The sequence below is a fragment of the Lysobacter enzymogenes genome (genome assembly GCF_900106525.1).
Classification (GTDB): Bacteria; Pseudomonadota; Gammaproteobacteria; order Xanthomonadales; family Xanthomonadaceae; genus Lysobacter; species Lysobacter enzymogenes.
Genome location: NZ_FNOG01000016.1, coordinates 32,299 through 46,535 on the forward strand (window position 1 = coordinate 32,299; position 14,237 = coordinate 46,535).

A 14,237-nucleotide genomic window follows, 5' to 3' on the forward strand; every position below is an offset into this window, starting at 1 on the left:
CAGGGACAGGAAGAGACTCGGGGGCTGGAGGACGCGCCTGGAGGCGGCGTGCCCGCGGTTCTCGCGATATCCCCGACCTCTCGGGGCCGCCCGCTTACTCCTTCGCCCCGCCCCCGAACGTGGCGCCGAATCGCCGCGCCGCCAGGAGCGCGCGCAGATTCGTATCCAGCACCACCTCGGGCTTGGCCTCCACGACCTGGCGGATGATCGAGGCCAGCGGCTCGGCGCGGCCGTCGCCGGACATGTCGCCGTCGAACAGGGTCGCCGTGGTCCAGCGCCGGTGCGCGGCCGGGGCCAGGCGCAGTTCCAGGGTCGAGGTCAGGCGCAGGCGCCCGTCCTTGGCCCGGTGCAGGGACATGCTCTGCACCTCGGCCGGGTCGAAGGTGCGGGTGCGGTGGCCGCTGGTGATGTTGGCGTAGCGGATCGCGCCGCCGGCGGCGACGCCGTCCAGGCTGACCCGCTGCACCGCCGCCGCGGCGACCGCGGCGACCAGCGCCGCCAGCAGCCACAGCGCCAGTTCCAGCTCGCTGCCGAAGTCGGTGGCGCCGGTCTGCAGGCCGTCCTGGCGGATCCACACCGCGATCGGCAGGGCCAACAGGTACAGCACCGCCACCGTGGCCACGGTGTGGCCGCCGGTGCGGAACGCCCGGCGCGGCGCGGCGGCGGCGCGCAGCAGGCGGTTCACCCGCCCAGCTCCGGCAGGCGCGCGCGCAGCGCGGCCAGGGCGCGGGCGCGGTGGCTGACCCGGTTCTTGAGCGCGTCGTCGATCTCGCCGGCGGAAATGCCGTGCTCGGTATCCAGGAACACCGGCTGGTAGCCGAAGCCGCGGCTGCCCTGACGCTGGTGCAGGATGCGCCCGTTCCAGAGGCCTTCGGCGATGATCGGACGCGGATCGCCGGCATGGCGCAAGGCCACGATCACCGCATAGAAGTGCGCGCCGCGGCGCTCATCGGGCACATCCTTGAGCGCAGCCAGCAACTTGTCGATGTTGGCTTCGTTGTCGCCGTGGCGGCCGGCGTAGCGGGCCGAGTACAGCCCGGGGGCGCCGCCGAGCGCGTCCACGCAGATGCCCGAATCGTCGGCCAGCGCCGGCAGCCCGGTCACCGCACAGGCATGCCGGGCCTTCAGCAGCGCGTTCTCGACGAACGTGCTGCCGGTTTCTTCGATGTCCTCGACCCCCAGGTCGGATTGCGCCACCGGTTCGATGCCGGTGTCGCCGAGCAGCTCCCGCAGTTCCACCAGTTTCCCGGCGTTGCTGCTGGCCAGCACCAGTTTCATGCTTTCGGTTCCAGCAAGTCCCAGCGATTACCGTACAGATCTTCGAAAACGGCGACCGTGCCGTAGGTCTCGACGCGCGGAGATTCCAGAAAGCGCACGCCCTGGGCCAACATCGCGGCGTGGTCGCGGGCGAAGTCGTCGGTGTGCAGGAAGAAGCCGACCCGGCCGCCGGTCTGGTCGCCGACGCGCGCGCTCTGTGCCTCGCCCGCGGCCTGCGCCAGCAGCAGCGCGGTGTGCGCGCCGGACGCCGGCGCCACCCGCACCCAGCGCTTGCCTTCGCCCAGGTCGATGTCCTCGAGCAGGACGAAGCCCAGCGCGCGGGTATAGAAATCGATGGCGCGGTCGTAGTCGTCCACGACCAGGGTGATGCTGCCGATGCTGCGGTTCATGCCGATGCCTTGCGGAGGATGAGAGGTCTGCGGGGTGTCCGGACGCGAGCGCGCCGCGCTTGCGCGGCGATGCGCGCGAACGCGCCGGCCGGCGCCCGGCCGAACGTTTCGATTGAACGCGCACGCAGCGCGAAAGTTCAGCGCCGCGCGCGCGAACTGCGATGCAGTGCGCGCGTCGGCGCGGAACCGGCGCGATCGGCAAAATCGATAAAAAACGAACGGGCGGTGAGGAAGCACATAACGGGCGAAGGGCGCAGATCCCCTACTCGCCGTCGTCTCCCCACCGCCCGCAGGGGCGTGGCGCGCGCTTTAGGCGGCCAGGGCCTGGCGCTGCTTTTCCAGCAGTTCGACGATGCCGGCCTGGGCCAGGCCCAGCAGCGCGTCGAGTTCCTCGCGGCGGAAGGCGTGGCCTTCGGCGGTGCCCTGCAGCTCGATGAAGCCGCCGCCGTCGTTCATGACCACGTTCATGTCGGTGTCGCAGTCGCTGTCCTCGGCGTAGTCCAGGTCCAGCACCGGGGCGCCGCGGTAGACGCCGACCGACACCGCCGCGACCGCGCCGAAGATCGGGTCGCGGGTGATCTCGCGCCGCGCCTGCAGCCAGCGCACCGCGTCGACCAGGGCCACGTAGGCGCCGGTGATGGCGGCGGTGCGGGTGCCGCCGTCGGCCTGCAGCACGTCGCAGTCCAGGGTGATGGTGCGCTCGCCCAGCGCCTTGCGGTCGACGCAGGCGCGCAGGGCGCGGCCGATCAGGCGCTGGATTTCCAGGGTGCGGCCGCCCTGCTTGCCGCGCGCGGCCTCGCGGTCGCTGCGGGTGTGGGTGGCGCGCGGCAGCATGCCGTACTCGGCGGTGACCCAGCCCTCGCCCTTGCCGCGCAGGAACGCCGGCACCTTGTTGTCGACGCTGGCGGTGCACAGCACCCGGGTCTGGCCGAAGCTGACCAGCACCGAGCCCTCGGCGTGGCGGGTGTAGCCGCGCTCGATGGTCACTTCGCGCAACTGGTCGGCCAGGCGGCCGCTGGGACGGGCGACGGGGCCGGCCGGAGCCTGGGCAGGGGCGGCATTGGGACCGGTCATGGCGCGGCGTTACCGTTTTGAGGGCCGGCGAGTTTACCATTCACCCCCCGTAAGGCTCGGAAACCGGCGAATGATCCGCAGCATGACCGCCTTCGCCAGCGGCGAACGCGCGACACCCTGGGGCACGCTCGGCTGCGAGCTGCGCTCGGTCAACCACCGTTTCCTCGAACTGGGCGTGCGCCTGGCCGACGAGCTGCGCGTGCTGGAGCCGGCGCTGCGCGAGCGCATCGGCGCCCGCGTCGGCCGCGGCAAGCTCGACCTGACCCTGCGCCTGCGCGCGCCGGAAGGCGGCGACGCGCTGCAGCTCAATCCGACCCGTCTGCGCGAACTCAGCGAGCTGGCCATCGACTTGTCCGCGCGCTTCCCGGCGCTGCGCACCGAGTTCACCGAGCTGCTGCAATTCCCCGGCGTGCTGCAGGCGCCGGCCGCCGACCCGGCGGCGTTGCAGGCCGAAGCGCTGGCCTTGCTGGACAGCGTGCTCGACGAATTCGTCGCCTCGCGCGAACGCGAGGGCTCCAAGCTCGCCGCGGCGATCGGCGAGCGCGTGGACGGCATCGAGCGCATCGCAGGCGAGGTCCGCACGATGATGCCGGCGATCCGCGCCGGCCAGCGCACCAAGCTGGAAACCCGCCTGGCCGACCTGGCCCAGCCGGCCGACAACGGTCGCCTGGAGCAGGAATTGGTGCTGTGGTTGCAGAAGCTCGACGTCGACGAAGAGCTCGACCGGCTGCAATCGCACGTCGCCGAAGCCCGGCGCGTGCTCAAGCTGCGCGAAGCGGTCGGCCGGCGCCTGGATTTCCTGCTGCAGGAATTCAACCGCGAGGCCAACACCCTGGGCTCCAAGTCGGTCGACGCGCGCAGCTCGTCGGCGGCGGTCGAGCTGAAGGTGCTGATCGATCAGGCGCGCGAGCAGATCCAGAACATCGAGTAACGCGCCGGCGCAAACGCGGGACGGGCGCCGTCGCTCGTTGCCGTTTCCGCTTCGCCCGTTCCTCCAGTTTTCACCGTTTTCATTGTCACAGGCCGGACCGACCGACCCCATGCGCGGAACCCTCTACATCGTCGCCGCTCCCTCCGGAGCCGGAAAATCCAGCATCGTCAACGCGGTGCTCGCGCGCGACCCGAACATCCGCCTGTCGATCTCGTTCACCTCGCGCAAGCCGCGGCCGGGCGAGCGCCACGCCGAGCACTACCACTTCGTCAGCGAGCAGGAGTTCGAGGCGATGGTCGCCGAAGGCGATTTCTTCGAGCATGCGCGCGTGCACGGCGACTGGAAGGGCTCGGCGCGGCAGTCGGTGGAGCCGTTCCTGTCGGCCGGCAAGGACGTGCTGCTGGAGATCGACTGGCAAGGCGCGCGCCAGGTGCGCAACAAGGTGCCCGACGCGGTCAGCGTGTTCATCCTGCCGCCGTCGCGGCAGGCGCTGGAGTCGCGCATGCGCTCGCGCGGGCAGGACACCGAGGAAGTGATCGGCCAGCGTCTGTCCGCCGCGCGCGAGGAGATGTCGCACTACGGCGAATTCGACTACGTCATCGTCAACGAAGTCTTCGACACCGCGGTCGACGAGATGTGCGCGATCTTCACCGCCAGCCGACTGCGGCGCGAACCTCAGGTGGCGCGGCATTCGCGGCTGATCACGGCGTTGTTGGCCGACGAGGGCTGATCCGGGCCGCGCAGGGCCGACGTCCGACTGTAGGAGCGGCGCGAGCCGCGACTGCGGGCTTCCGGTCTTGCGTCGTATGCGCGATGTCGCGGTCGCGGCTCGCGCCGCTCCTGCAGGGGGCATCCGCTTGATTCGTAAGGGTTAATTATCGAAAACCTTGCGTTTCGGGGCGGCTGCGCCTAGACTTCCCGGTCCCCATCCGTTTGCAAGACGGCCGACCCGGCCGCAGGAGCCCCATGGCCCGCATCACCGTCGAAGATTGCCTGGAAGTGGTCCCCAACCGCTTCGAACTCGTCATGCTGGCCGCCAAGCGCGCCCGCCAGCTGGCCAACGGCGTCGAGCCGCAGCTGGACAACAGCGAAGCCAACGACAAGCCGACCGTTTTGGCGCTGCGCGAAATCGCCGCGCGCCAGGTCAACCCGGACTACATCGACGCGGTCGAGAAGGCCGAGCGCGAGCGCAAGGAACGCGAAGCCCTGGAATGGGCCGCGGCCGAAGTGGTCGCCGACGACGACCTGTCCAAGGGCGACGACTGAGTCTCCCGGCCCGCCGCGTGCGGGCCGCGCGAGCAGCGGTTCGCGCCCCGTCGGGCGCGGGCTGCGACCGGAAAACGGCTCCGCCTCGCGGGGCCGTTTTCTTTTGCGCTTCAGCCATGCCGGCCAGGTGGACCGCCCAGGCCAGCCAGCTCTTGTGGGAGGGGCTTCAGCCCCGACGCTCTGCGCTCGGATCGCCGCGACCGGACACAAGAGCCTCGGGGCTGAAGCCCCTCCCACAACAGCCCAAGCGCCTGCGCATCCAGCGCGAGCCCGGCCCCGAACCTGCCGCTTTCCTGAACCGGATCGGCGCCCGCGCCCCCGTCGCGCGCATCATTGCTTGCGCCCCATCGCACCGCCGCCACATTCAATGCAGGCCGATGCGTTGCCACTGACCGTGCCGCGCGCGTAAATTTCCGTTATGACTCCCGCCGAGCCCGCATTGAACACCTATCCCGCCGCTGCCGACGACACGGAGCTGCCGGACTACGTGCGCGAGCTGGAGCTGGCCGCGCATTACCTGCCCGAAGCCCAGCGCCAGCAACTGCGCCGCGCCTGGGCGGTCGGCGCGGCCGCGCACGCCGGGCAGACGCGCAAGTCGGGCGAGCCGTACATCACCCATCCGGTGGCGGTGGCCAAGGTGCTGGCCGAGCAGGGCTTGGACATCGAGACCCTGATCGCGGCGATCCTGCACGACACCATCGAAGACACCCCGGTCACCCGCGAGTGCCTGTCCACCGAATTCGGCCCGACCGTGGCCGAACTCGTCGACGGCGTCACCAAGCTCGACAAGCTGCAGTTCCGCGACCGCCAGGAAGCCGCCGCGGAGAGCTTCCGCAAGATGCTGCTGGCGATGGCGCGCGACCTGCGCGTGATCCTGATCAAGCTCGCCGACCGCCTGCACAACATGCGCACCCTCGGCGCGCAAAGCATGGAGGCGCGACAACGCATCGCCCTGGAAACGCTGGAGATCTACGCGCCGATCGCCCAGCGCCTGGGCATGAACCTGATCAAGGCCGAACTGCAGGACCTGGGCTTCCGCGCCATGCACCCCTGGCGCCACGCGGTGATCGAAAAGCGCATCCGCACTCAGCCGGTGGTGCGGCGCGAATCGCTGGTGCAGATCGAAGCGCACCTGGCCCAGCGGCTGGCGAAAGAGAAGCTGCCGCACCGGCTGATCAGCCGGGTGAAGTCGCCGTGGAGCATCTACACCAAGATGCACAACGAGCATAAGAGCTTCAACCAGGTCATGGACGTGTTCGGCTTCCGGGTCGTGGTCAAGAACGTGCCCGACTGCTATCACGCCCTGGGCGTGGTGCATTCGGCGTACAAGCCGCTGGACGGGCGCTTTCGCGACTTCATTGCCATCCCCAAGGCCAACGGCTACCAGTCGCTGCACACGGTGCTGTTCGGCCCCTACGGCTCGCCGGTGGAAGTGCAGATCCGCACCGAGGACATGGACCTCGTCGCCGAGCGCGGCATCGCCGCGCATTGGTCGTACAAGCACGGCGGCGAAGGCCCGAACAGCGCGCAGTCGCGTGCGCACAGCTGGATCGCCAATCTGGTCGAGTCGCAGCGCGCCACCGGTTCGTCGCTGGAATTCCTCGAGAACGTCAAGGTCGACCTGTTCCCGGACGAGGTCTACCTGTTCACGCCCAAGGGCGACATCCTCTCGCTGCCGCGCAATTCCACCGCGCTCGACTTCGCCTACGCGGTGCACACCGACGTCGGCAACCGCGCGGTGGCCGCGCGCGTGGACGGCAAGCTGGTACCGCTGCGGACCAAGCTGGCCAGCGGCCAGCGCGTGGAGATCATCACCGCCAAGTCGTCCTCGCCCAAGCCGCAGTGGCTGGAGTTTGTGGTCTCGGGCAAGGCCCGCACCTCGATCCGCCAGCAGCTCAAGCAGCTCGAACACGAGGACGCGGTGCAACTCGGCCACCGCATGCTAGACCGCGCGCTGGAGTCGCTGGAGACCTCGCTCGACCGCACCCCGGCGCTGCGCCTGGAGGCCTACCTCAGCGAGAACCGTTACCCGCGCCTGGAAGCGCTGCTGGCCGACATCGCGCTGGGCAACCGCATGCCCAACCAGGTCGCGCTGGCGCTGGCGCGCGAGGCGCCGGGCAAGTCGCGCGGCCGCGCCATCGACCGGCCGCGCCTGCCCGAGGACAAGATCCTCATCACCGGTTCCGAGCGCGGCGTCATCAGCTTCGCCAACTGTTGCCTGCCGCTGCCGGGCGACGAAATCATGGGCTACCACACCGCCGGCCGCGGCATCGTGGTGCACCGGCTGGACTGTCCGAACGTCGCCGACTACCGCAAGTCGCCCGACCGCTGGGTTTCCATCGGCTGGGACCGCCAGGTTTCCGGCGACTTCGCCGCCGCGCTGCGCATCGAGGTCGACAACCGCCCCGGCTCGCTGGCCCAGGTGGCCGCGGCGATCGCCGAGGCCGAATCCAACATCGACCGGGTCGAATACCTGGAACGCGACGCCAACATCGCGGTGATGCGCTTCGCCATCGAAGTGCACGACCGCCGCCACCTGGCCGATGTGATGCGGCGGGTGCGGCGCCTGACCGTGGTGCTGGGCGTGCAGCGGATGTAGCGGCCGCGGCGGCTTCGCTTTCGCTGGAAGCTGGGAAACCGGGAAATCAGAACAGGAAATCGCCGAAGCGGGCAGGGCGCTCTTTCGCGTCGCCGTGTCCTGCCTTTACGATCCCCTTCTCCCTTCCCTATCCCGGCCCCGACCCATGTCCCGCGAAATCATCCAGACCGACAAAGCCCCGGCCGCCATCGGCCCGTACTCGCAAGCCGTGCGCGTGGACAACACGGTGTACCTGTCCGGCCAGATCGCGCTCGACCCGTCCAGCGGCCTGGTCGTGGAAGGCGACATCGAAGCGCAGGCGCACCGCGCGTTCCAGAACCTGCAGGCGGTGTGCGAAGCCGCCGGCGGCTCGCTGGCCGACATCGCCCGCCTCGGCCTGTACCTCACCGACCTGGGCGCGTTCGGCAAGGTCAACGCGGTGATGGGCGAATACTTCAACCCACCGTATCCGGCGCGCTCCACCGTCGAAGTCTCCGCGCTGCCGCGCGGCGTAGCCTTCGAAGTCGACGCGATCATGGTCCTGCGCTAAACCGCATCGCCATCGCCAAACAAGGCCGCCCCCGAGGCGGCCTTTTTTATTCCCGCCCGCGCTGTCCCGGTCGCCCCCTGTAGGAGCGGCGCAAGCCGCGACCGCGCCAACGCAACAACGGCGCCGGCTACCCGCCAGCGTCCCCGCGAACCCCGCGACGCAGCCCACGTTCGCCCCAGTCACCCCGGTGCTTCCCAGGCATCCGCCCGAATCCCAGGCGCGCCGCCCGCTCCGCGCCGCCGCTCGCAGCGAACCGCCCCGCGGCTTAAGCCCGAAGCCACCAATCCCCGCCCGACACCCGCGATACCGCGAGCCGCCTGCGCCCGGCAGCCTCCTCACACACCTCACCACCGCGACCAGCGCCGCCCCCGCCGAACCCGGCGACGTGCCGCGAGACCGCCACCGCAGCGCGCAAACGGGCCGCTGCGGGCGCCGTCTTGTCCGCCTCCCGGGGCCGAGCGCGATTGGACGAATGGTTCAACACAGCGAGCAGGCCGGCGCGCCCGAGCGCACCGCATGCCGCCCTGACAGAGCCACCAGGAAACGTCCAGCCGTGGCGCAGGCGCCGCCCGGACCGCTCCGTCGCTACCGCCGCCGAATCCGCACCGGGGACATTCGGGCCGGCACCCTAGGAAAAGAAGATGAGTGAAGTGTCGATCGGGCTGGATGCGGTTTCAGGGGCGGCGCCATGCGCCACGGCCGGCGGGCGGGTCCACGAATTTTTGGGGCGTGATTGAGATGCGCATGACTAAGTACAGCCAGTTCGCCGGCCTGCTGTCGCTGGCCCTGTCCGGCATCGCGCTGCCTGCCGCGGCGCAGACGGTGATCTTTCAGGAAACCTTCGACAACGGCAACGTCGTCGGCCCCACCTTCGCTACGCGGGACATCCCGGCCTACATCGGTCCCGCGCCGCTCAACATGACGTATACGGCCGATCCCTCCTGGAACGGTACGATAGGATGCAACGGCATCGTCGGCGCTTGGGCGAGCCCCGCGGCCGATGCCAATGCCGCAGCGAGCTGCGTGGGAGCGGGGTCTCCTCAGCCATTGAGGATTTGGGGCTCGGCGCAGATAAACCTGCTCGCGCTTGGCGCATTCAACGCCGGCCGGCCCGATGGCTTTGTGCCAACAGTCGACAACGCCACCGCGACCAACGCCGAAAAGCAGAACATTGGACTGACCGCCTATACCAATGGCGATCCGGGCGCACCCAATACCATTATGCAGAACGCCACGCCTATCCCGTTTCCGGGTGTCCCGGCAGGCGGCAGCGGCCGTTTCATCAGCTTCCGGTTCACCGCTGCTGTCGTCAATTGCGGGGGGGGCAACGCTTCGCCGCTGGTCGTTGTCAACCTCAACGGGACGCAGATCGGCAGCCAGATGAATCTCTGCGCCCCGCCGGCGGGCTCTCGCGGTTACAACGTTTCAGCGCGTCCCGACTCGCCGGTCGTCGCAGGTTTCACCCTACAGGTCCGAGTCTCCAACTATATTCCGACGGGAGCCGGCTCGGCCCCGCTGATTACCGGCGGAGGGCTGACCTTCGCCATGATCAATCAACAACCGTTGGGCGGCGGTAACGACTGGGCTTTCGACAATTTCGCCGCTATCGACGTGAGCCCCAGCGTGACCAAGGCGGTGGACATTGCCTCCAATCATGTCGGCCAGGTCAAGCGGCTCACCTTCACCGTCACCAACACCAGCGGTGACAACAATGCCAAGGTCGGCTGGGGCTTCACCGACACGCTGCCGACCAATGTGGTCATCGCCCCCACGCCGAATGCCACCACCACCTGCGGTACGGGCACCACGCTGACCGCCACCGCTGGCGCGACCACGTTCTCGGTCGCGGGCGGCAATCTGCCTGCCGGCACGCCGGGAGGCAATGTGCCGGGCGCCGCGGCGACCACCTGCACCATCAGCGTCAACGTGGTCAGCAATACGCTGGGCACGTTCACCAACACGCAGGCCAACTACACCAGCTCGACCGGCTTGAACATCCCGAACCAGTCCGTGCCGATGACCTGGGTGGCCAACACCGTCACCGTCACCAAGATCAGCAACGGCGGCACCGGCACGTTCAATTTCAGCGGCAGCAACGGCATCGCCGGCCATGCCATCGCGACGACGGCGGACGGCGGGGCCGGCACCCAGGGCGCGCGGCAGACCTTGGTCCTGGCCAGCACCACGGGAACGACTACGTTGACCGAGGCGGCCGCCGCCGGTTGGCAAGTCACGGGTACGCCGTCGTGTACCGTCAACGGCGCGACGCTGGCCGGAACAAGCTACAACGCCGGCACGCAGACGCTGACGTTGCCGACGCTGCCGCTGGTCGCGGGCGCCGGGCGCAATGTGGTCTGTGTGTTCACCAACGCCCGCGTTGCAACAACTTTGGCAGTGACCAAAGTTTCCAACGGCGGCACCGGCACGTTCGGCTTCTCCGGCAACAACGGCATCGCTGCGCATAGCATCACGACGACGGCGGCCGGTACCCCCGGAACCGTCGGCGCGCAGCAGTTGCTGACGGCTTCCGGCACGGCGACCGCGATCAGCGAAGACGCTCCGCCCGCCGGATGGGCGCTGTCGAACGCGGCCTGTACGGTTACGCCGCCCAACGGCACCGCCGCACCCGCGGCGGGCACGTTCGACTCGGCGACGCGGACGTTCAATTTGACCGCGGCCGATACGGCAGGCGGCAACGCGATCGCCTGTACGTTCACCAACGATCGATTGCCGGTGCTGACGCTCGCCAAGACGGTCGTGAACGACAACGGCGGCGCCGCCGTCGATACCGCCTGGACGCTGACCGCGACGGGCCCGGCGACCATCAGCGGCACGGAAGGGCAGGCCGGCATCACCGCGGCTGCCGTTCCGGTCGGCACCTACACGCTGTCGGAAACGGGCGGTCCCGCGGGTTACGCGCTGACCGGCTGGGCTTGCACCAACGGCGTTACCGTCGACGCCAGCAACCGGATCGTCCTGGCGCTCGGCCAGACCACGGTGTGTACCGCCACCAACGACGACCAACCGGCGCGGTTGACGCTGCGCAAGACGGTCACCAACGACAACGGCGGTGCTGCGGTCAACACCGCGTGGACGCTGACGGCGACGGGCCCGACCAACCTCAGCGGCGCGCACGGTGCGGCTGCGGTGACCAACGCTGCGGTGAATCCCGGCACCTATACGCTGGCGGAAGCCAACGGCCCGGCCGGCTACGCGGCGACCGGTGCCTACAGCTGCGTCGTCAACGGTGCCGCGGCGGTGGTCGGCAACAACCTGACCTTGGCCGCGGGCGACAACGCCACTTGCACGATCACCAACGACGACCAGCCGGCGCAACTGACGCTGCGCAAGGCCGTCACCAACGACAACGGCGGCACCGCGGTCAACACGGCGTGGACGCTGACGGCGACGGGCCCGACCAACCTCAGCGGTACGCACGGCGCAGCGGCGGTGACCAATGCGGCGGTGAATCCTGGTGCCTACACGCTGGCGGAATCCAACGGCCCGGCGGGCTACGCGGCAACCGGTGCCTACAGCTGCGTTGTCAACGGCGCCGCGGCGGTGGTCGGCAACAACCTGACCTTGGCCGCGGGCGACACCGCCACTTGCACCATCACCAACGACGACCAGCCCGCGCAACTGACGCTGCGCAAGGCCGTCACCAACGACAACGGCGGCGCCGCGGTCAACACGGCGTGGACGCTGACGGCGACGGGCCCGACCAACCTTAGCGGTACGCACGGCGCAGCGGCGGTGACCAATGCGGCGGTAAATCCTGGTGCCTACACGCTGGCGGAATCCAACGGCCCGGTTGGGTACGCGGCGACCGGCGCTTACAGCTGCGTCGTCAACGGTGGCGCAGCGGTGGTCGGCAACAACCTGACCCTGGCCGGGGGCGACAACGCCGTCTGCACGATCACCAACGACGACCAGCCGGCGCGGCTGACGCTGCGCAAGACCGTGGTGAACAACAACGGCGGCACGGCGACGGCCGCCGCGTGGACGCTGACGGCCGCCGGGCCGACCAACCTCAGCGGCGCGCATGGCAGCGCTGCGGTGACCAACGCTGCGGTCGCGGTGGGCGCCTATACCTTGGGCGAGACGGGCGGTCCGGGCGGCTATGCGGCTTCGCAGTACAGGTGCGTGCTCAATGGCGCTGCCGCCGTGGCCGGCAACAGCCTGACCTTGGGACTTGGCGACAACGCGGTCTGTACGATCACCAACGACGACATGGCCACCCAACTTCGGATCACGAAAGTCACCGAAGGCGGAACAGGGACGTTCGGGTTCAGGATCCTTGTCGCCAGCGGCGCGCTGTTCAATCAGTCGATCACCACCACTGCGGCGGGAACTCCGGGAACCACCGGCCCGACGCTGCAGGATAATTCGCTCAACAACAGTGGCATGGTGGTTCAGGAAACTGTGCCTCCCGCGGGGTTTGTCCTGCGCACCGCGAGCTGCACGGTCACGCGCCCGGATGGCACGACCGCTCCGGCCGGAACCTTCAGTGCCGCAGGCCGTTCGGTGAACTTGTCGGCCGCGGATGGCGCGCGCGGCAACCAGATCGCCTGTACGTTCGTCAACCAGCGCCCACCGACGGTGCGGGTGACGAAGGTTTCGAACGGCGGAACCGGCACCTTCCAGTTCGGCGGCAGCAACGGCATCGCCAATCATTCGATCACCACGACTGCCGACGGCGGAACCGGTACGCAGGGCGCCGTGCAGACCCTGGCGGCGGTCGATACGGCAACCGCGCTGACCGAGACGGTGCCCGCGGGTTGGTTGCTGGCGGGGGCCGCGTGTACGGTGACTCCCGCCGGCGGCAGCGCGGCGCCAGCGGCCGGCGCGTTCGATCCGGCGACGTCGACCTTCAACCTGGCTGCTGCGGACACTGCGGTCGGCAACGCGATCGCCTGTACCTTCACCAACCAGCGCCAGTCCAGCTTGCAGCTGGCCAAGGCCTGGGCGGCGGGCAGCATCGCCGGCGACCAGGTGACGATCGGCGCGACCACCGGCGGCAGCAACAACACCGCCTCGTTCGGCGCCACCGCGCCGACCGCGGCCGACAGCGGCGCGGCGGTGATCGTCAACGTCGGCGACAGCATCACGCTGCCGGCGGAGACGGGCGCGAACCTGGCCAACTACACCACGACGGTGGCGTGCAGCGGCGGCCACACCTTGTCGGGCAGCGACGGCCAGCAGAGCAATACGCTGACCATCACCAGCGGCACCGCGGCGGTGTGTACTTACACCAACACTCCGCGCACGGCCACGCTGCAACTGGCCAAGGCTTGGGCGGCGGGCAGCACCGCGGGGCATCAGATCAGCATCGGCGCGACCACGGGCGGCACCAACAACACCGCCGCGTTCAATGCCACGGCGCCGAATGCGGCCAACAGTGGTGCGGCGGTGTTGGTGACCATCGGCGACACGATCACCTTGCCGGCGGAAGCGGGTCCGGACGTAGGCAACTACGGCACCGTGTTGACGTGCACCGGCGGCCATGAGCTGGTCGGCACCAATGGCCAGGAGGCGGACAACACGCTGACCATCACCAGCACCAACCCTGCGGTGTGCACCTACACCAACACCTTGCGCACGACCGATCTGTCGATCACCAAGACCAACACGCCGGCCAACGGACCCAGCGATCAGGCCGGGGATACGCTGGTTGCGGGCGCCACCACGACATATCAGTTGGAAGTGACCCTTCACGATTCGGTGTCGGTGACCGGTGCGGTGGTTCGCGACACCCCCGCGGCCGGCCTGAACTGCCCGGCCAGCAACCCGGTGACGTGCTCTGGGCCGTCGGGCTGTCCGAGCATCGCGATCACCGTCGGCGATCTGGCCAGCGGGGTCACTCTGGACACGTTACTGCCGTCGATCCCGGTGACGTTGGAGTTCAGCTGCACGGTGCAGTGATGGGGACGGCCTCGCCGCCGCGGGAGGGCGGCGGCGAGTGCCGAATATCGTGAATGGCGTGGGGCGCGTTCGCATTGCCTCGCCCCCGCAAGCGAATCCGTCCGTAGCCCCTGTAGGAGCGGCGCAAGCCGCGACCACGCCATCGCGGCTACGCCGAAAGCTTCATCGCAGTTGCGACCTCGCGGTCGCGACTTGCGTCGCTCCTACAGTCGGAATCGAAGCCGCCGAAGCCTCCTGTAGGAGCGGCGC

Annotated in this window: 11 protein-coding genes; 7 read left to right on the top strand and 4 right to left on the bottom strand. The window is 69.3% G+C overall.

Annotated elements, in window-relative coordinates; translation table 11 throughout:
- Positions 1 to 94 precede the first annotated feature (94 nt).
- The 4 genes from BLU84_RS25045 to rph form a co-directional block, all read right to left on the bottom strand.
- The gene (locus tag BLU84_RS25045; protein ID WP_074873677.1) at positions 95 to 685 is read right to left on the bottom strand and encodes a hypothetical protein; all 591 of its coding nucleotides are present in this window, start codon (positions 683 to 685) and stop codon (positions 95 to 97) included.
- A complete protein-coding gene (gene rdgB / locus BLU84_RS25050; RefSeq protein WP_074873680.1) occupies positions 682 to 1,278 on the bottom strand; it encodes an RdgB/HAM1 family non-canonical purine NTP pyrophosphatase in 597 nt (198 codons plus the stop codon). The genes BLU84_RS25045 and rdgB overlap by 4 nt, the downstream gene beginning before the upstream one ends.
- On the bottom strand, positions 1,275 to 1,667 hold the full coding sequence (locus tag BLU84_RS25055) for a VOC family protein (RefSeq protein ID WP_074873681.1): 393 nt from the start codon (positions 1,665 to 1,667) through the stop codon (positions 1,275 to 1,277). The genes rdgB and BLU84_RS25055 overlap by 4 nt, the downstream gene beginning before the upstream one ends.
- 309 nt (positions 1,668 to 1,976) lie before the next feature.
- Positions 1,977 to 2,741 (bottom strand): ribonuclease PH, encoded by a 765-nt coding sequence (gene rph / locus BLU84_RS25060; protein WP_074873683.1) that lies wholly within the window; start codon positions 2,739 to 2,741, stop codon positions 1,977 to 1,979.
- 70 nt (positions 2,742 to 2,811) lie between these two features.
- Between rph and BLU84_RS25065 the strand changes: the two genes are divergently transcribed.
- From BLU84_RS25065 to BLU84_RS25090, 7 genes are all read left to right on the top strand, one after another.
- On the top strand, positions 2,812 to 3,672 hold the full coding sequence (locus BLU84_RS25065; RefSeq protein WP_074873685.1) for a YicC/YloC family endoribonuclease: 861 nt from the start codon (positions 2,812 to 2,814) through the stop codon (positions 3,670 to 3,672).
- A 109-nt stretch (positions 3,673 to 3,781) separates the two neighbouring features.
- The gene (gene gmk / locus BLU84_RS25070) at positions 3,782 to 4,402 is read left to right on the top strand and encodes a guanylate kinase (RefSeq protein ID WP_074873687.1); all 621 of its coding nucleotides are present in this window, start codon (positions 3,782 to 3,784) and stop codon (positions 4,400 to 4,402) included.
- Positions 4,403 to 4,638: 236 nt separating this feature from the next.
- On the top strand, positions 4,639 to 4,938 hold the full coding sequence (gene rpoZ, locus BLU84_RS25075) for a DNA-directed RNA polymerase subunit omega (RefSeq protein ID WP_057946389.1): 300 nt from the start codon (positions 4,639 to 4,641) through the stop codon (positions 4,936 to 4,938).
- A gap of 154 nt (positions 4,939 to 5,092) precedes the next feature.
- Positions 5,093 to 5,347: a DUF6053 domain-containing protein gene (locus tag BLU84_RS28985; RefSeq protein WP_425479454.1), complete on the top strand. Its 255-nt coding sequence runs from the start codon at positions 5,093 to 5,095 to the stop codon at positions 5,345 to 5,347.
- A 9-nt stretch (positions 5,348 to 5,356) separates the two neighbouring features.
- Complete coding sequence (locus tag BLU84_RS25080; RefSeq protein WP_074873689.1) at positions 5,357 to 7,537, top strand: RelA/SpoT family protein; 2,181 nt, start codon at positions 5,357 to 5,359, stop codon at positions 7,535 to 7,537.
- A gap of 145 nt (positions 7,538 to 7,682) precedes the next feature.
- Complete coding sequence (locus tag BLU84_RS25085) at positions 7,683 to 8,066, top strand: RidA family protein (protein WP_074873691.1); 384 nt, start codon at positions 7,683 to 7,685, stop codon at positions 8,064 to 8,066.
- A gap of 744 nt (positions 8,067 to 8,810) precedes the next feature.
- Positions 8,811 to 13,988: a beta strand repeat-containing protein gene (locus tag BLU84_RS25090; RefSeq protein WP_139175252.1), complete on the top strand. Its 5,178-nt coding sequence runs from the start codon at positions 8,811 to 8,813 to the stop codon at positions 13,986 to 13,988.
- The last annotated feature ends 249 nt before the right edge of the window (positions 13,989 to 14,237 follow it).